The sequence below is a fragment of the Janthinobacterium sp. ROICE36 genome (assembly GCF_002869965.1).
GTDB lineage: Bacteria > Pseudomonadota > Gammaproteobacteria > Burkholderiales > Burkholderiaceae_D > Janthinobacterium.
In genome coordinates, this window is sequence record NZ_PEBS01000002.1 from 8,939 (window position 1) to 33,324 (window position 24,386).

Sequence of the window (24,386 nt, forward strand, 5' to 3'; positions counted from 1 at the left end):
TGCCCGTGTGCAACCGAGAGTCGATTAAAATGAGTACTCAACAACAAACGGCGTTGCCGCCAGTGCCCGCGCGACCATCACCACACTCATCGATGACAGCCCACCCGCCCCCATCCCGCTACTGCGCTTCCTGCTCCCGCGTCAGCGCCTGGCTAGGCGGCTGGCTGCTTGTGTTCGGCCTGCTGTTCGGCTTGCTAGGCTTGGCGGGCGCGGCGCAGGCAGCGCCATTACCCCTGGGCAAGCAAGGCATCGCTCACCTGGGTAGCGGCGGGCAACTGTTTTTCGCCGGAAATGAAACCGTGCCTGCCGATGCCACCGCCCTGCCCGCCTGGCTGGCGCGCCAGCGCCCGGCCAAACAGGTCGACCTGTTTGGCGGCGCCTACTGGCTGCATGCGCAGGTACGCAACGACAGCAACGTGGCGGCCTGGGTCATCGACCCGAACGACACCCTGATCGACCTGGTCGACCTGCACGTGTATGGCCCCGGGCCGCACGCGGCGCCGCAGACCTTGCTGACGGGCTACCAGCGCCCGCACGCATATTTGCTGCACTACGGCAGGAACGTGCAACTGGCACCGGGCGCCACGTATGACATCCTGATCCGCTTTTCCAGCCCCTACTATGCGCGCGCGCCCCTGTTCGGCGTGAGGACGCAACAGGACTACCGCAAGCTGGTGGGCAAGGAAAACTTCCTGATAGTCGCGTCCATCGGCGCCCTGCTGGCGCTGGGCCTGTTCAATTTCTTCATCTTTTCCATCACCCTGGAAAAAGCCTCGGCCTATTACGCGCTGTACGTGCTGACGTACGGCCTGGCCTGGGCCATGACCTTCCACGTCTTTGCCGACCTGTTCGACTGGCACCAGTTGCAGCTGCATTACCTGCCGTTTTTCCTGCTGCCCGTCTTCAGCACCCTGTTCTACATGCATTTTTTGCGCCTGCGCGACTACTCGCCCCTGCTGTACCGCATCAGCAAGATCAACCTGGTGCTGCCCCTGCTGCTCTTGCCCAGCTGCTTCTTCGCCCTGTCGTATGCGCACACCCTGGCCACCATCGCCATCAGCATCTGGATGCTGCTGGCGCTCATTTGCGGCATCGTCGTGTGGTGTCGCGGCTACCAGCCGGCGCGCTTCTTCGTGCTGGCCTTCGTCGCCCTGATGCTGCCCGGTTTTCTGATCCTGCCGGCCAACCTGGGCCTGATGCCGGCCATGGTGGCCAACGCCCAGCTGGTGACCCTGCTCGGTGGCACGCTCGACGGCTTGCTGCTGGCGTTTGCCCTGGCCGATCAGATCCGACTGCTGCGCAACAACCTGGAACAGCGCGTGCAGGAACGCACCTTGGCGCTGACCCTCAGCAACGACGCCCTGCTGAAGGCCAAGGAACACGCGGAAGTGGTCAGCCGCCACCGCATCGACTTCCTGTCGGCCATGAGCCACGACATCCGCACGCCGCTGGCCGGCGTGATCGGCATGCTGAAATTCGCCCTGCGCGACCAGTCCGTCAAAGGCCGCACGCAGGAATACCTGCGCATCGGCCTGCATAATGGCGTGTCGCTATTGACCATCCTTAATGATATCCTCGATTTCTCGAAGATCGACGCGGGCAAGCTGACCCTGGAAACCGTGGACTTCGACCTGCTGGCGCTGATCGGCGACGCGGCCGGCATCGTGCAGGGCCAGGCCGACGCCAAGAGCCTGCTGCTGCGCCGCGAACTGGCGCTGGACTTGCCGCGCTACGTGCGCGCCGATCCCACGCGACTGCGGCAAATCCTCATCAACCTGCTGGGGAACGCCTTGAAATTCACGGCGAACGGCGAAGTGCAGCTGGAAGTGCGGCGCGCCCGCACGCCGCCGCGCGGCGATGGCCGCAGCGAGATCGACTTCATCATCAGCGATACGGGCCCCGGTATCGACGCGGACACCTTGCCGCGTTTGTTCCAGAAATTCGAGCAGGCCGACCATTCCACCACGCGCCGCTACGGCGGCACGGGCCTGGGCCTGGCCATCTGCAAGGAACTGGTCGAACTGATGCAAGGCACGATCGGCGTGGAAAGCCGGGTCGGCATCGGCTCGCGCTTTCATTTCACCTTGCCGCTGCAAGACGGCAGCGCGCCGGCGGCCGACGCGCGCCGGCCGGAACGCCAGGCGCGCCATGCCTGCCGCCTGCGCATCCTGTGCGCCGAAGACGTGCGCACCAACCAGATCATCATCGGCACCCTGCTGGAAGGCATGGGACATGCCGTGGGCATCGTGGAAAACGGCGAGCAGGCGCTGCACGCGCTGGGCACGGGCGCCTACGACTGCGTGCTGATGGATGGCCGCATGCCGCTGATGGATGGCGAACAGGCCGCGCGCCTGATCCGCGATGGGGGCAACGCGCAGTTTCCCATTCCCGACGCGCACATCCCCATCCTCGCGCTGACAGCCAACGCCAGCGAACATGATCGACAACGCTACCTGGCCGCCGGCATGGACGACTTCCTCAGCAAGCCCGTCGACGAAGCGCTGCTATTTGAAAAAATCGACACCATCATCGACCTGCTGCTGGCGCGCGGCCTGGCACTACCGCCGGCCATGCCCACCGCAGACGATACCCTGGCGCGCCAGTTCGGCCTGGATGACGCCGACGAGTCACCGGCATCGGCCGATCCCATGACGGCGCCCGTGCACATCCTGCCGCTGGCAGGCCTGTCGCCGCAGCACTTGCAGCGCATCGCGCAAGCGTTCCTGATGGAAGCGCCGCGGCGCCTGGACCTGGCGTGCCACGCCGTGCGCGATGGCAACGCCAGCGCGGCCGCTGCCGCCTTCCACGCATTGAAAGGCAGCGCCGGCTACCTGAGCCGCCCCACCCTGCACGGCCTGTGCCACCAGATGGAAACCCTGGCCTCGAACGGCCAGCTCGATACTGTGGAGCCATTCCTGCCGCAGCTGCAGGCAGCGCTGGACGTGGCGCGGCGCGACCTCGAAGATCAACCCGGAGCTTGAGCCATCCAGCCGTGCGATCGCAGCCACGCCAGCAACAGTTGCGGCCAGGCGGCCGGCTCGCTGCCCGGCTTGCCCAGGCCCCAGCCATGGCCGCCGTGCTGGAACTGGTGCAGCTCGACGGGCACGCCCGCGCGGCGCAAGGCCGCTGCCATCAATAGACTGTTCTCGGGCGGCGCAATCGTGTCGTCCTGCGCCTGCGCGATGAACGTGGGCGGCGTGCGTGCATCGACGTGCAGTTCCACCGACAGCGCGTCGCGCGCCGCCGGCGTGGGGTGGCTCCCCAGCAACTGCTTCTTCGCATGCGTCGTGTCGAATGGCCGCTGCATGGTCAGCACGGGGTACAGCAGCACGGCAAAGTCGGGCCGCGCGGATACGCCATCGATCGCGTCGACGGGCGTGTAGCGGAAACCATCCGCTTGCACGGCCGTCATGCCGGCCAGGTGCGCGCCGGCGGAAAAGCCCAGGATGCCGATGCGCGCCGGATCGATGCGCCATTCGGCCGCCCGCGCACGGACCACGCGCATGGCGCGCTGGCCATCCTGGAAGGGCGCGGCCACCCCGCCGCCCTCCTGCGGCAGGCGATACACGAGTTCAAACGCCGTGATGCCCTGCGCCTGCAGCCAGTCGGCGGCCGGGCCGCTTTCCCTGCCCGCCTCGATATGCGCATAGCCGCCGCCGCTGACCAGCACGATGGCCGTACCGTTCGGCTGCACCGGGCGGTGCACGAGCAGGTAAGGCTGATCGACCTGCGTGATGGAACCCTTGGCGCTGTCGCGCTGCGGCCCGGGCGCCGCGCCACCGGGCGGCGCGCCCGGCCACAGCACAAGCGCGCCGGCCGGCGCCGCGCCCGCGTGCAGGTGGACAAGGACAAGGCACAAGCGCATCAAGCGCTTCATGCCTGGAAATCCGTCTCGCCCTGAATCACGGCCGGATAACCGGTCATGGCGCGCGCAGTCTGCATGCCCGCCATCACGGCCGCTTCCACGCAGCCCGCGTTGAGGCCCGTCCTGATCCAGTCGCCCGTGAGGAACAGGTTGGAAAAGCCTGACTGGTCGGTGGCCAGCCGGTACTGCGTGCTGCCCACCACGGACATCACGTAGCGTTCGGACGGGTCGACGTTGGCGCGCCAGTACTGGCTGTTGAAGCGCGCCGGCCCCGTGCCAGCCTTCGCGTCGACCAGCCATTGCCACGGAAATGCGCCCGGCGCGCCTGCCTCGGGCCACAGCGCGCCGATCTCGCGCTCCAACTGGTGCAGCGCGCCCTGTTTCGCCTTGGCTGCGCAGCGGGCGGGAAAGCCCGTGTCGGTGACGGGCGGGTAGCTGTCGATGGGGAAGGCGCTGCAAAAATACGAGACGTTTTTCGGCTCCAGTCCCGCCGGCCAATCCTCGTGCGCCAACAACTGGTCCATCGGCGCCCACGTGTCGTACGGCTCCGTGAAGGCCGATAGCACGGGCTGTTGCCCTTTCGGCTGAGTGGTCCAGCCCATCTGCGCCAGGCTTTTGTTCAACCACACCTGGTAAGCCTGCGTGGCCACGGTTTTCACCTTCTCGGCCGCCAGTTGCAGGGCCGGGCTTTGCGCCAGTAGTTGAGGGCACAGGGCGGGCAACGAGCCGATGGAAATGCCGAACACCACCTTGTCGAAATCGACGCCCTTCTTCAATACCGTGGCGGGCAACTGGCGGCCGAACGCCTGCTGATACTGCTGCGGCCAGTCGCTCCAGTACGATTCCAGCTTGACTTCCTGCGCTTGCAGCAGCGCCGCCTGGGCCGGCTCGATCTGCGCATAGTCGGGCGCGCTGGGCCAGCATGCCAGGCCCTTGACATCCACCAGCGGCGCGTAGCCGGCGGCCGGGTCCTTCAATTGCACCTGCTGCGTGATGCGGATGCTGTCGATGTCGCCCGCGCCCGGCACCAGCTCTTCCACGCGCTGGAAGAATTTGAATTCCACGCCTCTTTTTTTCAGCACTTCGTACATCGGCGTGAAGATGGTGTCGCCCATGCCGGCCTGCATCTTGAACATGATGCCGCCCTTGTAGGCCAGGCCGATGCGCGCCATCGCCCGCAACAAGGTGCCCGCCTCGATGTTCGGCTTGGCGAAATCGCCGCCCTCGTAGGCGAACACCAGGTCGTAAAAGCCCCGCACGGGCGCCGAATTGACGCTGAACTGCTCGTCGCCGCCATGTTTTTTCAGCCAGGCGCGGAAATCGATGTCGTTGATGACGTCAAAGCCGTGCTTGAACACGCCATCCTCGAACATGCCTTTCATCACCGTGATGCCCAGGTCCAGGCAGGTGAACAGGCGGCGCAATGCATCGTCGCCATCGATCAGGGAGCGGTAGCGCAGGCGCAGCCAGGCACGGATGCCGTTCAGGGTGCTGGCCAACAGCTGGTGGCGCGCCTGGTCGTGGCGCGTGGAGTCGGGCGCCAAATCGGCCACCAGCGCCACCAGCGCGCCCACGGACAGGCCCACGTCCAGTCCCAGTTCATCGGCCTGCCCCACCACTTCGTCGGCCAGGCGACGCAGCCAGCCCGGCCACACGCCCTCGCCTTCGCCTTCGCCGTCACCAATCTGCGCGCTGGCGCGCACGATGCGCGCGTCGGTATCGGCCACCTGGCGTATCTGGCGTATCCATTGTTCGATCCAGCCCACCATGGCGATGGCCATCTGCCACAGGGTGATGTCTTCGCCGCCCTCGCCCGGCTCGCCCGGCAAGGTGGGGAAGACGATGGACCAGTTACGCCACTGCCCCTTGACGTCTTCCGACAGGGCCACGTAATCGTGCTGCTTGAAAGCGTCGCGCCAGGTGGCCAGCGGGGCGCCGGGCGGACGCTCCAGGCTGGCGTAGGCTTCCTTGATCATTTTGAAGGCGTTCGCATAGAAGCCGAACCAGATGTGCAAGCCGTGTTCCTCGATGCGCTGGCCCACTTGCGCGTTGCGCCCGCTGGCGCCCTTGCCGCCCAGGCGCCAACCCAACTGGTAGACGGTGATGGCGTGCCGGTTTTGCCAGCCCGGCTGGTTTGTCAAATAGTACGCGGCCGTCATGGCCGCCACGCCGCCGCCCAGGATGGCGATCTTTTCCGGCGCGATTTGCGAGTTGTCGACCAGTTCCTCGCCCGGCATGGCCGTGAAGTCAAAATTCACATTGAACGGCAATATCGCCGCCTGCGGTCCCAGGCGCAAGCCCAGTGTCTGGTCCAGCGGAAAGCTGTCGAAGGCGTGCAAGGTGCATTCGTATTCATAGCCCAGCAGGCGCGCGCTGTGCAAGCGCTTGATTTCGGCCGGCGCGGCCACCAAGGCCTGGTACACGGCTTTCACGCCCGCGCTGTCGGGGAATTGCTTGAGGAAGATCTGGTCGATGCGCGGCTTGCGCAGCAGCGACAAAATATCGGCCCAGCCGGCGTGATCCATGTCAAAGAAGTCGGGAATGGAGAGGAAAATCGTGAAAGCTTGCTCGATCAGTTCCAGGAAACTGTTGACGGGTTTGTGCTGCCCCGTCTGCACGGTGGCATTGACTTCCAGCAGCGGGTGCAGCGCCAGTTTGGTTTCCGGCGAAAAATGCTGGAAACCCTTGGCGGCGACGGAACAGCGCAGCGGCTCGTTGCCGGCGGCGGGCATGTCGTAGTCGCACAGGTATTTCGGATAGCCGAACAGCTCGCGTCCGTTAATCAGGGCCATGGCGTCATCGACGAAAATATGGCAGGGGTACCAATAGATATGCGCGAGCTTGCCCGACGCATCCATCTCGCCGACCATGATCCAGGTGACGATGTCGACTTCCGTGATCCAGCCCTTGGCCTGGTCGACGGGGTTGCTTGAATCCGCATGATTGACGCGCGTAAACGTCAGCATCACATACGGCGACAGGGCTTTCAGGGTCATCGTGCGGCCCGCCACCTGGTTCAAGGTGGTATTCACGGTCGCTTGCAACTTGGCCAGGTCGCCCCTGACGAAATAGCCGTACATTTCCGACTGTTTCAATTGCAGCGGCGAGTGCATCATCACCGAACCGCCCTGATAGATATACGCAGGTCTTGCCGAAGGTATCGCCGTCATTGCCCTGCCCCTGTGAAGTTTCAGACAAACAAGATTGCTACAGTGTATTGAGAAAGAACAATGAATGATATGAAATAAATGAAAGGATTTGCCAAGATGCATGGCTTAGGCTCCATTCCTGCAGGAAACTTCCTGCGCACGGCAGCCGGGGCAAGTCCCTGCCATCGGGTGTAGGATGAAACATCCTGACCGTTCCCAGCTCCCAGCCATGGCAATGATTACCACCGACTACGTTTCCACTTATTCCGGCAACCGTTTTTATCCCTTGCGCCCGCATATCGACAAGGTAGTCATCGAGGATATCGCCCACGGCCTCGCTTACCAGTGCCGCTTCAATGGACAGACGCAAGTGTTTTACTCAGTCGCCCAGCACAGCCTGATCGTCGCCGGTCTGGTGCCGCCCCATTTGCGCCTGGCCGCCCTGTTGCATGACGCGGCAGAAGCCTACCTGGGCGATATGGTGAAGCCCTTGAAAGTGCTGTTGCCGGAATTTGCCGTGCTGGAAGACAAGGTCAGCGCCATCATCGCCAGCACCTATGACCTGGATTTTTCCGATTACGCGCCCATCAAGCGGGCCGACCTGATCGCACTGGCCACGGAAAAGCGCGACCTGATGCCCCACTCGGCCGAGCGCTGGGCTTACCTTGACGGCATCGCCCCCTTGCCCGGCATAATCGAAGCCATGGGTCCGGCCGAAGCCAAGCAGTGCTTCCTGCATGCGTTTGCCCAGCTGGGCGGACTTGGGCTTGCGGCGTCCAGCCCCTTCCCCGGCCGCACGAACGGGCGCTAAGCCCCGGTTTTTGCACGACTTTTTTAGATATCCACAGCAACTGTGGATAAAGTTGTTGATAAGCCCCTCTTGACAAGCCGCAACACCAGTATTGATGCGGGTTTCAACAATTTGCTGATTTCACAGGCATTTTTTTACCCCAATGAAATCAATGACTTAGAATCATGCGTTTGGGCTAGCCCAAAATTACTCGACCACCATGAAAATATAGTTTGCTGTGCATAAGCAATCCTGCTCCAGGCCGTCTTGCCTGAACAGCATTGTTTTGACAAAGCCCGCAGACTGGCATAGTGTGGAGTGAGCGAGCACGATCAACGGTGGATAAATGCATGAATATGGATAGCGATAGCGGCGCCAAGGGGGCGGATGAACCCGACTGGCTGGTCGATGCGCCACTCGGGCAGGCAGACGCGGCGGCAGAGCCCGCCAACGCGGCGCCATGGCGCGTGCTGATTGTCGATGATGATGTCGATGTGCACGTGGTGACCAAGTTCGCCCTCAGCCAGGCCAGTTTCCAGGGCCGCAGGCTGAGCTTTCTGCACGCCTATTCGGGCGCCGAGGCACTCAGCTTGCTGCGCGGCACACCCGATATCGCCGTGGTGCTGCTCGATGTCATCATGGAAACCCAGGATGCCGGATTGCAAGTGGCGCGCCAGATCCGCGAAGACCTGCACAACAGCGCCGTGCGCATCATCCTGCGCACGGGCCAGCCTGGCCAGGCGCTGGAACACCGCATCATCATCGACTACGACATCAACGATTTCTGGTGCAAGACCGACCTCACCACGCGCAAGTTGTTTACCACCGTGATCGCCTCGCTGCGCACCTACGCCACCTTGCGCGAAGCACAGCAGCAAGTCGCCGAGCTCGCCGCCGCCCTGGCCCACTGCGGGGACGCGCCAACGGCACCGGCCGACGGCACGCCTTGAACCACCACCGCTACTTTTAGTCACAAAAACAAGAGCACTGGATAGGCATACAGGCTTGTGCAAGCCACCATTTTGGCCTGCCGCGCCGCTGCATTGGCTGCGCCGATCCGGCGTCATTATCTAAGTGGCGGATTGTTAAGCGCTTTTTCAGATATCCACACGGACTGTGGATATCTTTGTGGATAAGCGCCTATTGACAGGCATCAAAGCCACAGCCCGTGCGGCTTTCAATAAACTGCTCAATCAAACAGCAAAAATAAATCCCATTAAAATCAAGCACTTAGAAATTCACAGATCGTCACGAGAAAATTATTTCGTCAGTTTCGCTAAGCCATTATTTGTGCATAACTGAGCCGTAATGATCAAACCGACAACACAGCACTGTCGCTGCCGGCAACACAGTTGCCGTGCGGATTCTCAATGCACGGTCTGGCGGCGCTGCTCCGGGTGCAGCAGCACGCGCTCGATCAATTCGGGGGCAACATTGTATGACTTCAGGTATTCCAGTGCGCACAAGGTACTGAAGGCAGCCTGCACGGCGATGCCCAGGTTGACGATATCGCACATCTTTTGATCGAGCCGGGCATGCGGCATCACGGTTTTGACGGGCATATGCAGCGTTTCTGTGGAATTAGGCATGATGAACAACTCCTGCGAAGGGGGAAGGAGGGGCGGAGACGGCATACCGGTGCGTACCGCGCCAGCGCGGACAGGAACAGCGGTCGTGTTGCCGATAAAGTATTGCCGATAAACTCTCGATGTCAATGGCAGGGAAACATGAGCCACGGATTTTTTCTTGCAGGCACAACTGGAGCCGAAAGCGATGGACAAGCGCAATCGGCCACGGCGATAATCAGCCATGCCCTCATCCTCCCTTTCTGCCCTCACGCCCGACCTGCCCCGCCCGCAACCGGCTTCGCTGGCCGACCTGTTCTTCTCGTTTACCTGGCTGGCCCTGCAGGGATTCGGCGGCGTGCTGGCCGTGGTACAGAGCGAAATGGTCGAACGCAAGCGCTGGCTGACGCAAGAGGAATTCCTGGAAGACTGGGCCGTGGCGCAAATCATGCCAGGGCCAAATGTCGTCAACCTGTCGCTGATGGTGGGCGGGCGCTATTTCGGCCTGCGCGGCGCGCTGACGGCGCTGGCCGGCATGCTGGCCGTGCCCCTCGTCATCGTGCTGCTGCTGGGCGTGCTGTACACGCGCTTTGGCGACAACCCGCACATGGCGGGCGCCCTGCGCGGCATGGCGGCCGTCTCGGCCGGCATGATCGCCGCCACGGGCGTGAAACTGGCAGCCGCGCTGGGCAAGCATCCGCTGCCCCTGTGGCTGACCTTGTCCATCACCGTGCTGGGCGTGCTGATGGTGGCGATCTTGCGCTGGCCCCTGCTATACATCCTGCTGGGCCTGGGTGGCATAGCCTGCCTGCTGACCTACCGAAAACTGTCCTCATGACACCGCCTTTGCAACTGGTGTTGAGCGCGGGCGACTGGCTGAACCTGTTCAGCCACTACCTGATGCTGTCGCTGATGTCGATCGGCGGCGCCATTTCCACCACCGCTGAAATGCACCGCTTCCTGGTCGAGCAGCACGGCTGGCTGACACAGGCGCAATTCAATGAATCGATTGCCATCGCGCAAGCCGCGCCCGGCCCCAACGTGCTGTTCGTCGCCCTGATGGGCTGGAACGTGGGCATGAATGCGGGCAGCTACACGGCCGCGTACCTGGGCGTGCTGGTGACCATGGTGGGCATCATGCTGCCCAGCACCACTCTCACCTACGTGGCAGCCCAATGGGGCTACCGCAACCGCGACCTGCGCCCCGTGCGCGCCTTCAAGCAAGGCATGGCGCCCATCGTCGTCGCCCTGCTGATTTCCACCGGCATGATACTGGGCGGCGCCAATCACGATATCCTCACGGACTGGCCCCTGTGGAGCTTGTCCATCGTGGCCGGCCTGATCATCTGGCGCACGAAGATCCATTTATTGTGGCTGCTCGCGGCTGGCGCCGTGCTGGGCTGGTTCCAGCTCGTGTAAGCCTACACGGCCAGGTGGCGCTTCACCTCGTCGCCATCCATCTGTTCCGCCTTGCCGCTGGCGACGACACTGCCGCGTGACAGCACGATGAATTCGTCGGCCAGTTCACGGGCAAAGTCGAAATACTGTTCGCACAGCACGATGGCCATGTCGCCCCGCTGTTTCAATAAGGCAATGACACGGCCGATATCCTTGATGACGGAGGGCTGGATGCCCTCCGTCGGCTCATCGAAAATGATCAGCCGCGGCTCGGCCAGCAAGGCGCGCGCGATGGCCAGTTGCTGTTGTTGCCCGCCGGACAAATCGCCGCCACGCCGCTGCAGCATCTCCTTAAGCACTGGAAACAGTTCATATACGTGGGGATCGATGCGCGAAGCTAGCCTGCCCGTCTTGACGGCCATGCCCATCAGCAAATTTTCCTCGACCGTCAGGCGCGCAAAGATGTCGCGCCCCTGTGGCACATACGCCATGCCCAGCTTTGCCCGCGCATGCGGCGCCAGCCTGGTGATGTCGCGGCCATCGAGCGCCACCTGGCCCTGCGCCACGGGCAGCACACCCATCAGGCATTTCAAGAGCGTCGTCTTGCCCACGCCATTGCGCCCCAGCAAGGCCAGGCATTCGCCTTTACGGGCCGACAGGTTGATGCCGCGCAAGGTGTGCGAGGAGCCATAGTATTGATTCAATTGTTGGACTTCGAGCATGCTTACCTTCCCAGATAGACTTCGATCACGCGCTCGTCGGCTTGCACTTCGTCCATGCGCCCCTGTGCCAGCACGGCCCCTTCATGCAGCACGGTGACGATGCCTTGCCGGGCAATTTCCGTGACGAAGCCCATGTCGTGCTCGACCACCATGATGGAATGCTTGCCGCGCAATTCATTGAGCAATTCCGCCGTGCGCGCCGTTTCCGCATCCGACATGCCGGCCACCGGTTCATCGAGCAGTATCAGCTGCGGCTCCTGCATCAAGAGCATGCCGATTTCCAGCCACTGCTTTTGCCCATGCGACAGCAAGCCGGCCGGCCGGCCCTCGTGGCCATGGAGGCGGATCAAGCGCAAGATCGCTTCGATCTTGCCCTCCTGCTCCGACGTCAGGCGCGCAAACAGGGTGGGCGCCACGCGCTTGTCCATCTTCATCGCCAGTTCCAGGTTGTCGAACACCGTGTGCTGCTCGAACACGGTGGGGCGCTGGAACTTGCGGCCGATGCCCGCGTGGGCAATTTGCGCTTCCGTCATGGTGGCCAAATTCATGCTCTGGCCGAACCAGGCCGTGCCGGACGTGGGCCGCGTCTTGCCCGTGATGACATCCATCATCGTCGTCTTGCCCGCCCCATTCGGGCCTATGATGCAGCGCAATTCGCCCACGGAAATATCCAGGCTCAGCTTGTTAATCGCCTTGAAGCCGTCGAACGACACGCTGATGTCTTCCAGATACAAAATGGCGCCATGCGTGGTATCGACGCCCTCGCCTTTCACGCGCGAATAGCTGGCGCCCGCTTCCGCGCTGGCCATGCCGGGCAACATGCGGATACTCATGCTGCCTCCTCTGCCACGCTGGCCTTGCGTTTGAACTTGTTCAGCACGCCCAACATGCCTTGCTGCATGAACAGGGTCACGCCGATGAACAGCAGGCCCAGTGCGAACAGCCACAATTCCGGCAAGGCGGCCGTGAACCAGCTTTTCAGACCGTTGACGGTGAAGGCGCCCAGGATGGGGCCAAGCAAGGTGCCGCGCCCGCCGACGGCCACCCACACCACCATTTCGATGGAGTTGGCCGGCGACATTTCGGACGGGTTGATGATGCCCACCTGCGGCACGTACAGGGCGCCGGCGATGCCGCACAGCACGGCCGACAAAGTCCACACAAAGAGCTTGAACCACAACGGGTTGTAGCCAAGAAACATCAGCCGCGCCTCGCTGTCGCGCACGCCTTGCAGCACTCTGCCCAATTTCGAGCGGACGATGGCGCGCGCACCGATCAAGGCGGCCAGCAGGAAGGCCAGGGTCAGCAGGAACAGCACGGCCCGGGTGGCGGGCGCCGTGATGCTATGGCCGAGGATAGTCTTGAAATCCGTGAAACCGTTGTTGCCGCCAAAGCCGGTGTCATTGCGGAAGAACAAGAGCATGAAGGCATACGTCATCGCTTGCGTGATGATGGAAAAATACACGCCCTTGATGCGCGAGCGAAAGGCAAAGTAGCCAAACACGAAGGCCAGCACGCCCGGCACCAGCACGACGAGGGCCATGCAATACCAGAAATGTTGCGTGAAGGCCCAGTACCAGGGGTAGGTTTTCCAGTCGAGAAAGACCATGAAGTCGGGCAAGCTGCTGTGATACTGGCCCTGATCGCCAATGGCGCGCATCAGATACATACCGTGCGCATACGCGCCCAGGGCAAAGAACACGCCGTGTCCCAAAGATAAGATGCCCGTGTAGCCCCAGACCAGGTCCAGCGCCAGTGCGGCCAGCGCGTAGCACATGAACTTGCCCACCAGCGCCACCGTGTAGGCGGACACATGCAGCGCATGGCCTTCGGCAAACGCCAGATTAAAAATCGGCAACAGCGCCGCCAGCACCGTGCATGCGGCAATGGCCAGCCAGACGGGCCGGGGAAACAGGCCCTCGTTGACACGGAGTGAGGTAATCATTCGACGCTGCGTCCCTTCATGGCAAACAGGCCCTGCGGCCGGCGCTGGATAAAAATGATGATGAACACGAGGATGGCGATCTTCGCCAGCACGGCGCCCGCCACCGGTTCGAGGAATTTGTTCACTTCGCCCAGGCCCAGCGCGGCGATCACGGTGCCGGCCAGCTGGCCCACGCCGCCCAGCACCACCACCATGAAGGAGTCGACGATATAGCTTTGGCCCAGGTCCGGGCCCACATTGCCCAGTTGCGACAGGGCCACGCCGCCCAGCCCCGCGATGCCGGAACCGAGGCCGAAAGTCAGCATGTCGACCTTGCCCGTGGCCACGCCCACGCAATCGGCCATGCGGCGGTTTTGCGTCACGGCCCGCACGAACAGGCCCAGGCGCGTCTTGTTCAAAATCAACCACACGGCCACCACCACGACGACAGCGAAGACGATGATGGCCAGCCGGTTGTACGGCAGCACGAGGCCGCCCAGCACGGTGACGCCGCCCGACATCCAGGCCGGATTGGCCACTTCCACGTTTTGCGCGCCAAAGATCGTGCGCACCGTCTGCATGAGGATCAGGCTGATGCCCCAGGTGGCCAGCAGGGTTTCCAGCGGCCGGCCATACAGCCAGCGGATGACCGTGCGCTCCAGCACCACGCCCACCAGGCCGGCAACAAAAAAGGCGGCCGGCAGCGCGGCCAGCAGGTAGGCATCCTGCAGGCCGGGCAGGTAGGTGCGGAAAAACAACTGGCACAGATAGGTCGTGTAAGCGCCTATCATCAGCAATTCGCCATGTGCCATATTGATGATGCCCATCAAGCCGAAGGTGATGGCCAGCCCCAGCGCGGCCAGCAGCAGCACGCTGCCCAGCGAAATGCCGTAGAACACAGTGCCGGCCAATTCCATGCGCGCCACTCTTGCCTTGATCTGGCGCATGGTCTCGATGGCGGCCAGTTGCACGGCTTCGTCGGGCTCGCCTTCCTTTTCCAGCATGGCTTGCAGCGCGGCCAGCAAGCGCGCATCGCTGCTGCCGGCCAACGCCTGCACGGCGGCCTTGCGCGTGGCGGCATCGGGCGCGTGCAAATTGGCGCTGGCGATCAGCACTTGCAATATCTGCTGGATCTCGGCATCGCTTTCCCGCCCCAGGGCGGTGCGGATCAGTGGGATTTGTGCGGCATCCACAGCCTTTTGCAAGGCTTGCGCGGCCGCCAGCCGGGCGCTGCGTTCCGGCGCCAGCAGCTGCAAGCCCGACAAGGCGCCCGCCACGGCCGCGCGCAAGCGGTTGTTGACCATCACGCCATCGATGCCGTCGGGCACCGGAGCAGTCTTGCCGCTTGCCGGATCGTAAGCCTGCTCGCCGTCGACCACATACACCTTGCCGTCGGGCGCGGCATACAAAGCATCCTCCTGCAAGGCTTGCAGCAGGCGGGCGGCTTCGGGCGTGGCCAGGGCGGCGATCTGCGCGACGGCCGCGACGCGGGCTTCAGGGTCCTCGCCCGACAGCGATTTCAGCAGCTCAGGAGGGATGGCAGCCTGCGCCAGCGGGGATAGCAACAGGCAGACGAGAAGCAGCAGTTTGGGGATGAACCTCATTGTAAGTTCCATGGAAAAACTGCACGGGGCGAACGCTTACCCCAAAGGCGAGGACTGGGGTCGGACCCTCAGGGTCCGACCCCGGCATTTGCTGGTGGGTGCGAACTCCTATAACTTCTGCTTGCCCTCATTGCCCTTGATATACGGACTCCACGGCTGTGCGCGTATTACTTCCCTGGTTTTCCACACGACATTGAATTGCCCGTCGGCCTTGATCTCGCCGATCATCACAGGCTTGTGCAAGTGGTGATTCGTCGCGTCCATGGTCAGCGTGAAGCCCGATGGTGCTTTCATGCTCTGGCCGGCCATGGCGGCGATCACCTTGTCCGTGTCCGTCGATTTGGCTTTTTCCACCGCTTGCGCCCACAGGTGGATGCCCACATAGGTCGCTTCCATGGGGTCGTTCGTCACCACGGAAGCGGCGTTCGGCAACTTTTGCGCCACCGCATACGTTTTCCACTGCTTGATGAAGGCCGTGTTGACGGGATTCTTGACGGATTCGAAATAATTCCATGCCGCCAGATGACCGAGCAAGGGCTTGGTATCGATGCCGCGCAACTCTTCCTCGCCCACGGAAAACGCGACGACAGGCACGTCCGTGGCTTTCAAGCCCGCATTGCCCAGTTCCTTGTAAAACGGCACGTTGGAATCGCCATTGATGGTGGAAATGACGGCCGTCTTGCCCCCCGCGGAAAACTTCTTGATGTTGGCCACAATGGTTTGATAGTCGGCGTGGCCGAACGGCGTGTAGACCTCGCTGATATCGCTCTCCTTGACCCCTTTGCTTTTCAGGAAGGCGCGCAATATCTTGTTGGTGGTGCGCGGATACACATAATCCGTGCCCAGCAGCACGAAACGCTTGGCGCCGCCACCATCCTTGCTCATCAGGTATTCGACGGCGGGGATCGCCTGCTGGTTCGGCGCGGCGCCCGTATAAAACACATTCTTTTCCAGCTCCTCGCCCTCGTATTGCACCGGGTAAAACAGCAGGCTGTTGAGTTCCTTGAACACCGGCAAGACCGACTTGCGGGACACGGAGGTCCAGCAGCCGAACACCACCGCCACTTTATCCTGCGCCACCAGCTGGCGCGCTTTTTCCGCGAACAAAGGCCAGTTCGATGCGGGGTCGACGACCACGGCTTCCAGCTTCTTGCCCAGCACGCCACCCTTGGCATTGATTTCAGCGATCGTCATCAGGGCCACGTCTTTCAGCGACGTCTCGGAAATGGCCATGGTGCCCGACAGGGAGTGCAAAATGCCCACCTTGATGGTATCGGCGGCCAAGGCTGCCTGCATATAGGTGGACGTGGCCAGGGCCAGTGCGCCGGCGGCGGCCGCTTTCAGGATGATGCGTCGTGACATGGAGACTCCTGTGGATTGTTCGTGGGGGACGGACTGGGCATACGTTGTTGTTAAAGCAGAATGCATGCCAGCATGCATGGCATGCGCAACAGGACAGGGAGGCGGGGCGCGACGCTGTGGCCACACTCTTTTGGTGCGGCCGTGCCACCTGCTGGTGAACAGCGCCGCAGAAGCTGGGGGAACGGTGGGTAATGGTGCAGGAAGCGCACCTGACGATCAACTAGACCAGCTGTGCACGCGCCATGGCGGTGCCGAGCATGGCCCGAGGCGGGCGCCAAGACTGCCGCAGCCAGGGCGCTGGGCGTGCTGGTTGCAATTTATTTGGCCAATTGCTTGCGTATCGCCTTCAGCTCGCGCCGCCGTGCGGCACTGACCACGGGATAGCTTAATTTGAGTCCGAGCATGGCATCGAGGACGATCTGCGAGACGATCAGGCGCGCGTTGTGCTTGTCGTCGGCCGGCACGATAAACCAGGGCGTATCGGCGGTGCTGGTGGCGGCCAGGGCATGGCCATAGGCCAGCATATAGTCGTCCCAGTATGCACGCTCGGCAATATCGGCCGCGCTGAATTTCCAGTTCTTGTCCGGTTCGTCGATGCGCGCCAGCAGCCGCTTGCGCTGTTCCTCCTTGGACAGGTGCAGGAATACCTTGACGATGCGCGTACCGTTGGCATGCAGATGCCTTTCCAGGTCGACGATTGAGCGGAAGCGGGATTGCCACACGGATTCATCTGGAGCGGGGTCGGGCAGGGATTCGCTGTGCAGCAGCTCCCTGTGCACGCGCACGATCAGCACCTCTTCATAGTAGGACCGGTTGAAAATGCCGATGCGCCCCCGCTCTGGCAAGTCGCGGGTGGTGCGCCACAGAAAATCGTGCAAGAGTTCACGCGCGCTGGGATGCTGAAAGCTGAACACCTGGCAGCCTTGCGGGTTGACGCCCGACATCACATGGCGGATGGCGCCGTCCTTGCCGGCCGTGTCCATCGCCTGGAACACGACCAGCAAGGCATGGCGGTTCGACGCGTACAGCATGCGCTGCTGATCGCTCAGCGGCTCGACGTGATCGTGCAACTGTTTGCGGTACGCCTTCTTCGACTTGCACAGCGCATCGATCTTCGTGGCCCACAAACCGAGGTCCACCGCCTCGCCTTCGCCCACCTTGTATGCCTGCGCATCGATTTTCATGCTGACTCCCTGTTGCTCAACCATGCAGCAGCGCGGGCGCCCGCCCGCCGCTCAGCCATCGGACCGGGCAGTGCCAGCCTGCTCCGATGCAGGCGCCGCGCCCGGCCAGTGCCCCGCCCAGCCGTAGTGCTGGTAGACGGCAGTCTCCATCTCGCGCGTCAGCGGCACTGCCGGGTCATAGGCGGGCGCCTGCCTCAGCGCCTCGCGCGTCAGGTCCACACTCACAGTCTGTTCTGCCCAGCTCATTTGCCTGATGCTTTGCGGGGCCAGCAGCACCTCGTGTCCCAGCCACCAGTTGCCGGTACGCACCACCAGATAGCGGATGGCCCAGCTGTCTTCGTCCACCAGCAAGCCCTGGACATGCCCGATCTCGCCATCGATGGCGACGATATGGTATCCGACCACCGCCTTGCAGCTGCGCAGGTGCGGGTCGGCGTCGCGCTCACGCTCTTGCCTGATCGCCTGGACACGCTCCATTTCAGCGTCGTCGCCGGCATAGCCGGGCATGAGCATGGATGGATAGGCAGCGCTGTCCCACAAGCCCATGCCGCCCCAATAGTAAGGATAATTGTAGTAATCGAGATAGCTGGTCTCGTGCTGACGGGTCAGCGGCTTATCGGTATCGATATCGGGAGCGTTCTTGACTTGCTCGCGCGTCAAGGAGACGGGCAAGGTCTTGCTCAGCCAATCGGCTGTGCCTGCGGCAATGGGCGAGATCAATACCTTGCGGCTGAACAGCCACGAGCCGGTATCGACGACCAGATAGCGTATCGCCCAGGCCTCGTCATCAAAGTACAGATCCTTGACGTCGCCGATGGCGCCGTCGGTGGCGTGGATGGCGAGATCCTGCAAGTCTTTCGTTTGGCGCAACATGGTGGCCTCACTTTCTAATGTATTGAACGCACAGCGTCCGAGACAGGCAGGGACGGTGTGTGCGCTGAGCACGTTGGCGGCACATGGCCCTGCGGCTGGCGTACCCGGGGTACACCAGTCGAGGATAGGCGCGCGCTGGCGCCGCGTCTGTTAGTTGGCGCACAGGACCGCCCCATCGCCGCAACGCAGCCTGCGCTGAGTTGCCAGCTTGGTTCGCTGGCGCACAGCGCATGTTGACGTGCTGGCGCAAGCTCTGCAGATGGACTGTCCGGCTCCCCGTCGGGGCGCTGCGTTGCAGGCCGACGTCTAGCTGAGGAAGCATGAAAACACTGCTGATGAAATACTGGGACCGCTTGCGTTCCAGTTTCTGGTTCGTGCCAGCGGCCATGGCCTGCCTGGCCGTGGCCCTGGCCATGTCTGCCGTCGCGCTCGACAAGGCCGCCGGTCAGCGCCTGGACTGGAGCTATTCCGGTGGCGCAGAAGGGGCCAGCCAGCTGCTGGGCACCGTGGCCGGTTCGATGATCGCCATCGCCGGCACCGTCTTCTCGCTGACGCTGGTGGCGCTGTCGCTCGCCTCGTCGCAGCTGGGCCCCCGACTGCTGCGCAACTTCATGCGCGACACCGCCAACCAGGTGGCGCTGGGTACCTTCGTTGCCACCTTCGTGTACTGCCTGTTCGTGCTGCGCACCATACGGCGCGCCGACGAAGTCGCTTTCGTGCCGCATCTGGCCGTGAGCATCGGCGTGCTGCTGGCCGTGATCAGCATCGGCGTGCTGATTTACTTCATCCATCACGTCTCGGTGTCTATCCAGGCCGACGAAGTCGTGGCAAGAGTAGGCAAGGAGCTCGACGACAGCATCGACAGACTGTTCCCCGCGCCCCTGGGGCAGCCCGCATCGATGGCAAGGGAAGCGACGGGCGCTGAACACCTGCCCGCGACATTCGCGCGCGATGCACGTCCTGTGCCCGCCCTCGAAGATGGCTATCTCCAGCTGATCGACGCCGACACACTGATGGCGCTGGCCAGCGAGGAAGATATGCTGCTGCAACTCGAGCGCCGGCCTGGCCACTACCTCGTCAAAGGCCGCGCGATGGTGATGGTCTGGCCGGGGGAGCGCGTTACCGACAGCCTGGTGGCAAGGATGAACGCCGCCTTCGTGCTGGGCAACCGGCGCACCGCCGGACAGGATATCGAGTTCTGCGTCCATCAACTGGTCGAGATCGCCGTGCGCGCCCTGTCCCCGGGCATCAACGACCCGTTCACGGCGATCGCCTGCGTGGACAGACTGGGGTCGGCCCTGTGCCGCCTGGCCCGGCGCGACATGCCGTCGAGCCACCGATACGACCCGGATGGGAAACTGCGCCTGCTAGTGCCGGTGCCCACGTTTGCAGGCACCGTGGACAGCGCTTTCAACCAGATACGGCAAAGCGCGCGCTCCAACCCGGCCGTGGCCATCCGCATGCTGGACGCCATCGCCCAGATCGCCGACCAGGTGCAGTCTGCACAAGATGCCGTTTGTCTGCAGCGCCAGGCAGACATGCTGATCAGGGGCGCGCGAGTAGCCGTGCCGGAAGCGGACGACCTGTCCGCCATCGAGGCGCGCTACACGCTGGCGACACTGGCACTGCACGCGCAGCGCGCGTGAAGCGCGTACTTGAAGCGCGTACTGCGTCTTGCCTGCGACTGCGTGCGGCTGGCCGTCCCGCGAGGTCGCCACCGCACAGGAAACGCAGTTGCAGAGCCAGCCGGACACGCACAGGGCAGCAAGGCTCTGGCCGCGCAAGTGACGAGCGCGGCGAGAAAAGCCGGCGCTCAGTGCGTTCCACCCTTGTCAGCGACGCCGCGCAGGCGGCGCCAGCCCTTGCGTCCCAGCGGGAACAGCAGCACGAAAGCGATCAGCCACGGCAGGATGTAAGCCATGGCCGTGATGGCGTTGGCCACACCTTGCGACAGGTTTTCCGTGAAATTGCCCAGCGCCCGCTTGACGGGCCGCCAGAACGATTGCTTGCCTTCGGCGCTGAGGGCCACGTTCAGCAAATCCGTATCGATGCGCTGCATCAGCAAGGCATTGGCCGCCGTCGCCTGCTCCAGCTCCACTTGCACGGTAGCGAGTTCCTTGGTCACTTTGATCAGGGCATCGACGTTCGCGCCCGAGCGCTTTTCCAGGTCCTGCAATTGCGCCTGGTATTGCTTGAGCATGTCCAGGCGTTTCTTGCTGTCGAGCACGGGGCGCCCCAGGTCTTCCACCTTGGTGCCCTGGCTGGTGACGTCGCCGCCGGCCGCGACCAGCGCGACAAGCTTCTTGATGCCGGCCGGCTTGGCGCGCATGCTGATGCGCGCATGCACGTAACGGCCGCCGTCTATGCTCGAATCGAGCAGCAGACAGCCATTGTCCGTATCGGCCTTGCAGGCGGCGACCACTTTTTCATACAGGGGCCGCACTTGCGCCTCGTGCGTATCGACGCTGACATTGTGTTCATAGGCAAGAAACTCGCTGCCCTTTTCCTTGCCATCGAGACGCGCGGCACTGGACTGCCCGGCGCTCTCGCCCTTGCCGCCGCAACCGGCCAGCAGCAACAGGCCGAGCAAGCTGATATACACTTTTTTCATGATTTCTTTCTTTAAACTATTTTCTAACCGGCAACATTTCAATATCGGGCAAATGCGCGGCCACATCCTGCACCGTGGCATACGCGGTCAAGGACGCCACCACCTGCGGCAACGGTGCCGGCCAGATTTCCGGCAAATCGCGTTCCTCGGGCGCCAGCACGGGAAAAGCCAGTTGTTCCTGCGGTGGCGTGAAGGCGGCAGCGACGCCAGGCTTGTTGCCGCGCGCATCGATGCGATACCAGCCAAACTCTTGCAGGTACACGGCGTTCAAGCCATGCAGGCAAAACGGCGGCCCCGCTTCGCCCACGGTCAGGCGCTGGTAGCAAAGGCCGGCAGGAATGCCGTTGGCGCGCAGCAGCGCAGCCAGCAAATGGCTCTTCGCATAGCAATAGCCGGTGCCATGCTGCAAGACATCGGAAGCGCGGCAGGTCACGGGATTGCGCTGGTAGTCCCAGCTGTGGGCGATCTCGTCGCGCACGTAGGCAAAGCAGCGGGCCGCGATGGCGGCGTCGCCCACCGCGCCTGCCGCCAGCTCGGCCGCCCGGGCGCGCACGGCCGGATGGTCGCTGTCTATGTAGGTGCTGCTGGCTAGATATATGGAAAAGTCGGGGGAAAAATCGGTGGACATGGCATCAAGGTCATGCAAAAAGATAATGCGCGATTCTAGTCGAAGCGGCCCGAAATCGAGCGTTACCTTGCGCAGGAACAAAGAAAATGCATGCCTCAGGTCGGCTGGACGGGGGGCGGCGGCTTTGGCAGCGGCGCCGTAGCTGGTATCATGCGGGCAAACGCAGCCGGCCATATAGGCGCGGCACATGCACTACCTTGCGAAGCGGCCCCGCGCCGCCGACGCCACCCTACAGATCAGAGAAACGAGTTCCCTATGCGCACTTCATCGTCCCACCCATCGTTCTGGCGCCGCATCCCGCTGGCCTTCGGCGCCTTCTTCAGTACCTTGTCGGACGCCGCCTATGCGGCCCGCGTGGAAAAACTGTCCCTGCCCGAGGTGGCGCCGGTGGCCCCTGCACCGGCACCAGCGCCCGTGCCGACGCCGGCCGCCGCCCCCGTCATCTTAAAAGAAGCCACACCGGACGCCGCCCTGCAACTGCTGGCGCTGCTGCAACGCGAAGCGCGCCTGATCGACTTCACCCAGGAAAACCTGGGCAGCCATGCCGATGCCGACATCGGCGCGGCTGCCCGCGTCGTGCATGAAGGCTGCGCCAAGGTCATGCGCGAATACTTCACCATCGACGCCGTGCGCCAGGAAGCCGAGGGCAGCCGCATCGTCCTGCAGGAAGGCTTTGACAGCGCCCAGGTACGCCTGACGGGCAACGTCGTCGGTTCCGCGCCGTTCACGGGCACCCTCAGCCACCGCGGCTGGCGCGCCTCCAGCGTGCGCCTGCCGAAACTCAGCGGGCAGCACGACGCTGCCATCCTGGCCCCGGCCGAGGTGGAACTGTGAGCGACGCGACGAACAACACCTCGAACACCCCGCGCTATGCCATCGGCATCGACCTGGGCACCACCCACAGCGCCCTGTCGTATGTGAACCTGCTTGACAGCGATGGCGAAAAGTCCAGCCATGGCGTGCTGAAAGTGCCGCAGCTGTCGGCGCCGGGCAGCGTCGAAGATCTTTCATTGCTGCCGTCGTTCGTCTACCTGCCGCACGCCGATGAAGTGGCGGCGGGCGACCTGGCCCTGCCCTGGGTCACCGAGGAAGCCGAAGCGCCGTTTGTCGTTGGCGAAATGGCCCGCAGCCGTGGCGCCACCACGCCGATTCGTTTGGTCTCCAGCGCGAAAAGCTGGCTATGCCACCCGGGCGTGGACCGCCGCGCGGCCATCCTGCCGAACGACGCGCCGGCCGAAGTGGCGCGCATTTCGCCCATCACGGCCGCCACGCGCTACCTGACGCACTTGCGCCAGGCCTGGGACAACGCCCACCCGCAAGCGCCGTTCGCGCAGCAGGAAATCACCGTGACGATTCCCGCCTCGTTCGATCCGGCCGCGCGCGAGCTGACGATGGAAGCGGCGCAGGCTGCCGGCTACACCTCGCTGACCCTGCTGGAAGAGCCGCAAGCGGCCCTGTACAGCTGGATACAGACCAGCGAAGGACGCTGGCGCAAGGAAGTCAAGCCGGGCGACATCATCCTGGTGGTCGACGTGGGCGGCGGCACCAGCGACTTTTCGCTGATCGCCGTGCTGGAACGCGACGGCGTGCTGGAACCGCACCGCGTGGCCGTCGGTGAACACATCCTGCTCGGTGGCGACAATATGGACCTGGCCCTGGCCTACCTGCTGGCCCGCAAGCTGGCCGCCAACGGCACCCAGCTCGACGCCTGGCAAATGCGCGCGCTCACTTACGGCTGCCGCAGCGCCAAGGAAAGCCTGCTGGCCGACAGCGGCATGGAAACGGCGCCCATCGTCGTGCCCAGCCGCGGTTCGAAACTGATCGGCGGCTCCATCCGCACGGAACTGACGCGCGCGGAAGTGTCCACCTTCATCCTCGACAGCTTCTTCCCGCAAGTGGAAGCGTCGAGCCGCCCTGCCGTGCGCACGCGCGCCGGCCTGACGCAACTGGGCTTGCCGTATGCGCAGGACGCGGCCATCACGCGCCACCTGGCAGCCTTCCTGGGCCGGCAGGTGGCGGCGACCAGCGAACTGGAAGGCTTTGCGGGCCGCCAGGCGGATGGCGCCAGCTTCTTGCACCCGACGGCCGTGCTGTTCAACGGCGGCGTCTTCAAGTCGGACTTGCTGGTGCAGCGCATCATGGCCACCGTCAACGACTGGCTGTACCTGGAAGGCGCGGAACCGGCGCGCATGCTGGCCGGGGCCGACCTGGACTTGGCCGTGGCACGCGGCGCCGCCTACTACAGCTACGTGCGGCGCGGCCATGGCGTGCGCATCCGCGGCGGCACGGCTAGTGCCTTCTATGTGGCCATCGAGTCTGCCATGCCCGCCATCCCCGGCATGGAACCGCCGATCCAGGCCCTGTGCGTGGCGCCGTTCGGCATGGAAGAAGGCAGCGAACTGGAACTGCCGGGCCAGCAATTCGGCCTGGTGGTGGGCGAGCCCGTGCACTTCCGCTTCTTCGCCTCGTCCACGCGGCGCAACGACCAGATCGGCGACCTGCTCGACTTCTGGGGCCCCGACGAATTGCAGGAGCTGAGCGAAATCCAGGCAACGCTGTCTGCCGAAGGCCGGTCGGCCGGCGACGTGGTGCAAGTCAAATTGCACGCGCGCGTGACGGAAGCGGGCACCCTGGAACTGCTGGCCGTCTCCCCTGACGGCGCCGAGCGCTGGAAAGTGGAATTCGACGTGCGCGGCACGCCGCAGCAATAA

Annotated in this window: 20 protein-coding genes; 8 read left to right on the forward strand and 12 right to left on the reverse strand. The window is 63.5% G+C overall.

Annotated features, from left to right (window positions below; genetic code table 11):
• Positions 1–92 precede the first annotated feature (92 nt).
• A complete protein-coding gene (locus CSZ94_RS01070; protein ID WP_258000709.1) occupies positions 93–2,981 on the forward strand; it encodes a hybrid sensor histidine kinase/response regulator in 2,889 nt (962 codons plus the stop codon).
• Here CSZ94_RS01070 and CSZ94_RS01075 read toward each other — a convergent pair.
• Together CSZ94_RS01075 and CSZ94_RS01080 are read right to left on the reverse strand one after the other, a co-directional pair.
• Complete coding sequence (locus tag CSZ94_RS01075; protein ID WP_102119797.1) at positions 2,966–3,877, reverse strand: alpha/beta hydrolase; 912 nt, start codon at positions 3,875–3,877, stop codon at positions 2,966–2,968. The genes CSZ94_RS01070 and CSZ94_RS01075 overlap by 16 nt on opposite strands.
• Positions 3,874–7,035, reverse strand: coding sequence for an NAD(P)-binding protein (locus CSZ94_RS01080; RefSeq protein ID WP_258000710.1), 3,162 nt, complete (start codon positions 7,033–7,035; stop codon positions 3,874–3,876). Before CSZ94_RS01080 ends, CSZ94_RS01075 begins: the two co-directional genes overlap by 4 nt.
• Positions 7,036–7,243: 208 nt before the next feature.
• Between CSZ94_RS01080 and CSZ94_RS01085 the strand changes: the two genes are divergently transcribed.
• Together CSZ94_RS01085 and CSZ94_RS01090 are read left to right on the forward strand one after the other, a co-directional pair.
• On the forward strand, positions 7,244–7,825 hold the full coding sequence (locus CSZ94_RS01085) for a phosphohydrolase (protein ID WP_102119799.1): 582 nt from the start codon (positions 7,244–7,246) through the stop codon (positions 7,823–7,825).
• Positions 7,826–8,154: 329 nt separating this feature from the next.
• Positions 8,155–8,754 carry a response regulator gene (locus CSZ94_RS01090; RefSeq protein WP_258000711.1) on the forward strand — a complete coding sequence of 200 codons (600 nt, stop codon included), beginning with the start codon at positions 8,155–8,157 and terminating at the stop codon, positions 8,752–8,754.
• Positions 8,755–9,171: 417 nt separating this feature from the next.
• Here CSZ94_RS01090 and CSZ94_RS01095 read toward each other — a convergent pair whose 3' ends face one another.
• Positions 9,172–9,393: a hypothetical protein gene (locus CSZ94_RS01095; RefSeq protein WP_102119930.1), complete on the reverse strand. Its 222-nt coding sequence runs from the start codon at positions 9,391–9,393 to the stop codon at positions 9,172–9,174.
• 220 nt (positions 9,394–9,613) lie between these two features.
• On the opposite strand from CSZ94_RS01095, the gene CSZ94_RS01100 reads away from it, so the two are divergent.
• Complete coding sequence (locus tag CSZ94_RS01100) at positions 9,614–10,207, forward strand: chromate transporter (protein ID WP_102119800.1); 594 nt, start codon at positions 9,614–9,616, stop codon at positions 10,205–10,207.
• On the forward strand, positions 10,204–10,788 hold the full coding sequence (locus CSZ94_RS01105; RefSeq protein WP_102119801.1) for a chromate transporter: 585 nt from the start codon (positions 10,204–10,206) through the stop codon (positions 10,786–10,788). The genes CSZ94_RS01100 and CSZ94_RS01105 overlap by 4 nt, the downstream gene beginning before the upstream one ends.
• Before the next feature lie 2 nt (positions 10,789–10,790).
• On the opposite strand, the gene urtE is transcribed toward CSZ94_RS01105, so the two are convergent.
• The 7 genes from urtE to CSZ94_RS01140 all read right to left on the reverse strand — a co-directional run bounded on the left by urtE (position 10,791) and on the right by CSZ94_RS01140 (position 18,436).
• A complete protein-coding gene (gene urtE, locus CSZ94_RS01110) occupies positions 10,791–11,489 on the reverse strand; it encodes an urea ABC transporter ATP-binding subunit UrtE (RefSeq protein WP_102119802.1) in 699 nt (232 codons plus the stop codon).
• A gap of 2 nt (positions 11,490–11,491) precedes the next feature.
• Entirely contained in the window at positions 11,492–12,322 is an 831-nt protein-coding gene (urtD, locus tag CSZ94_RS01115) for an urea ABC transporter ATP-binding protein UrtD (protein ID WP_102119803.1), read from the reverse strand.
• Positions 12,319–13,434, reverse strand: a complete 1,116-nt coding sequence (gene urtC / locus CSZ94_RS01120) for an urea ABC transporter permease subunit UrtC (RefSeq protein WP_180977312.1) — start codon at positions 13,432–13,434, stop codon at positions 12,319–12,321. Before urtC ends, urtD begins: the two co-directional genes overlap by 4 nt.
• The gene (gene urtB, locus CSZ94_RS01125; RefSeq protein ID WP_102119804.1) at positions 13,431–15,017 is read right to left on the reverse strand and encodes an urea ABC transporter permease subunit UrtB; all 1,587 of its coding nucleotides are present in this window, start codon (positions 15,015–15,017) and stop codon (positions 13,431–13,433) included. The genes urtC and urtB overlap by 4 nt, the downstream gene beginning before the upstream one ends.
• A gap of 108 nt (positions 15,018–15,125) precedes the next feature.
• The gene (gene urtA, locus CSZ94_RS01130) at positions 15,126–16,379 is read right to left on the reverse strand and encodes an urea ABC transporter substrate-binding protein (protein WP_102119805.1); all 1,254 of its coding nucleotides are present in this window, start codon (positions 16,377–16,379) and stop codon (positions 15,126–15,128) included.
• Positions 16,380–16,696: 317 nt separating this feature from the next.
• On the reverse strand, positions 16,697–17,563 hold the full coding sequence (locus CSZ94_RS01135; RefSeq protein WP_102119806.1) for an ADP-polyphosphate phosphotransferase: 867 nt from the start codon (positions 17,561–17,563) through the stop codon (positions 16,697–16,699).
• 51 nt (positions 17,564–17,614) lie between these two features.
• Positions 17,615–18,436, reverse strand: coding sequence for a PRC-barrel domain-containing protein (locus CSZ94_RS01140; protein ID WP_102119807.1), 822 nt, complete (start codon positions 18,434–18,436; stop codon positions 17,615–17,617).
• Between the two features lie 320 nt (positions 18,437–18,756).
• Between CSZ94_RS01140 and CSZ94_RS01145 the strand changes: the two genes are divergently transcribed.
• Positions 18,757–20,082, forward strand: coding sequence for a DUF2254 domain-containing protein (locus CSZ94_RS01145; RefSeq protein WP_102119808.1), 1,326 nt, complete (start codon positions 18,757–18,759; stop codon positions 20,080–20,082).
• Between the two features lie 167 nt (positions 20,083–20,249).
• Here the strand turns inward: CSZ94_RS01145 and CSZ94_RS01150 are convergent, their stop codons facing one another.
• Together CSZ94_RS01150 and CSZ94_RS01155 are read right to left on the reverse strand one after the other, a co-directional pair.
• Positions 20,250–21,047, reverse strand: a complete 798-nt coding sequence (locus CSZ94_RS01150) for a DUF4349 domain-containing protein (RefSeq protein ID WP_102119809.1) — start codon at positions 21,045–21,047, stop codon at positions 20,250–20,252.
• A gap of 16 nt (positions 21,048–21,063) precedes the next feature.
• Positions 21,064–21,675 carry a transglutaminase-like domain-containing protein gene (locus CSZ94_RS01155; protein ID WP_102119932.1) on the reverse strand — a complete coding sequence of 204 codons (612 nt, stop codon included), beginning with the start codon at positions 21,673–21,675 and terminating at the stop codon, positions 21,064–21,066.
• Between the two features lie 255 nt (positions 21,676–21,930).
• Here CSZ94_RS01155 and CSZ94_RS01160 point away from each other — a divergent pair, with 255 nt between their 5' ends.
• Together CSZ94_RS01160 and CSZ94_RS01165 are read left to right on the forward strand one after the other, a co-directional pair.
• On the forward strand, positions 21,931–22,509 hold the full coding sequence (locus tag CSZ94_RS01160; RefSeq protein WP_102119810.1) for a DUF2760 domain-containing protein: 579 nt from the start codon (positions 21,931–21,933) through the stop codon (positions 22,507–22,509).
• Positions 22,506–24,386: an Hsp70 family protein gene (locus tag CSZ94_RS01165; RefSeq protein WP_102119811.1), complete on the forward strand. Its 1,881-nt coding sequence runs from the start codon at positions 22,506–22,508 to the stop codon at positions 24,384–24,386. The genes CSZ94_RS01160 and CSZ94_RS01165 overlap by 4 nt, the downstream gene beginning before the upstream one ends.

Excerpts from the sequence above, each read along its gene's own strand:
- CSZ94_RS01070 (WP_258000709.1), top strand. The coding sequence starts at position 93 with ATGACAGCCCACCCGCCCCCATCCCGCTACTGCGCTTCCTGCTCCCGC.
- CSZ94_RS01075 (WP_102119797.1), bottom strand. The coding sequence starts at position 3,877 with ATGAAGCGCTTGATGCGCTTGTGCCTTGTCCTTGTCCACCTGCACGCG.
- CSZ94_RS01080 (WP_258000710.1), bottom strand. The coding sequence starts at position 7,035 with ATGACGGCGATACCTTCGGCAAGACCTGCGTATATCTATCAGGGCGGT.
- CSZ94_RS01085 (WP_102119799.1), top strand. The coding sequence starts at position 7,244 with ATGGCAATGATTACCACCGACTACGTTTCCACTTATTCCGGCAACCGT.
- CSZ94_RS01090 (WP_258000711.1), top strand. The coding sequence starts at position 8,155 with ATGAATATGGATAGCGATAGCGGCGCCAAGGGGGCGGATGAACCCGAC.
- CSZ94_RS01095 (WP_102119930.1), bottom strand. The coding sequence starts at position 9,393 with ATGCCTAATTCCACAGAAACGCTGCATATGCCCGTCAAAACCGTGATG.
- CSZ94_RS01100 (WP_102119800.1), top strand. The coding sequence starts at position 9,614 with ATGCCCTCATCCTCCCTTTCTGCCCTCACGCCCGACCTGCCCCGCCCG.
- CSZ94_RS01105 (WP_102119801.1), top strand. The coding sequence starts at position 10,204 with ATGACACCGCCTTTGCAACTGGTGTTGAGCGCGGGCGACTGGCTGAAC.
- urtE (WP_102119802.1), bottom strand. The coding sequence starts at position 11,489 with ATGCTCGAAGTCCAACAATTGAATCAATACTATGGCTCCTCGCACACC.
- urtD (WP_102119803.1), bottom strand. The coding sequence starts at position 12,322 with ATGAGTATCCGCATGTTGCCCGGCATGGCCAGCGCGGAAGCGGGCGCC.
- urtC (WP_180977312.1), bottom strand. The coding sequence starts at position 13,434 with ATGATTACCTCACTCCGTGTCAACGAGGGCCTGTTTCCCCGGCCCGTC.
- urtB (WP_102119804.1), bottom strand. The coding sequence starts at position 15,017 with ATGAGGTTCATCCCCAAACTGCTGCTTCTCGTCTGCCTGTTGCTATCC.
- urtA (WP_102119805.1), bottom strand. The coding sequence starts at position 16,379 with ATGTCACGACGCATCATCCTGAAAGCGGCCGCCGCCGGCGCACTGGCC.
- CSZ94_RS01135 (WP_102119806.1), bottom strand. The coding sequence starts at position 17,563 with ATGAAAATCGATGCGCAGGCATACAAGGTGGGCGAAGGCGAGGCGGTG.
- CSZ94_RS01140 (WP_102119807.1), bottom strand. The coding sequence starts at position 18,436 with ATGTTGCGCCAAACGAAAGACTTGCAGGATCTCGCCATCCACGCCACC.
- CSZ94_RS01145 (WP_102119808.1), top strand. The coding sequence starts at position 18,757 with ATGAAAACACTGCTGATGAAATACTGGGACCGCTTGCGTTCCAGTTTC.
- CSZ94_RS01150 (WP_102119809.1), bottom strand. The coding sequence starts at position 21,047 with ATGAAAAAAGTGTATATCAGCTTGCTCGGCCTGTTGCTGCTGGCCGGT.
- CSZ94_RS01155 (WP_102119932.1), bottom strand. The coding sequence starts at position 21,675 with ATGTCCACCGATTTTTCCCCCGACTTTTCCATATATCTAGCCAGCAGC.
- CSZ94_RS01160 (WP_102119810.1), top strand. The coding sequence starts at position 21,931 with ATGCGCACTTCATCGTCCCACCCATCGTTCTGGCGCCGCATCCCGCTG.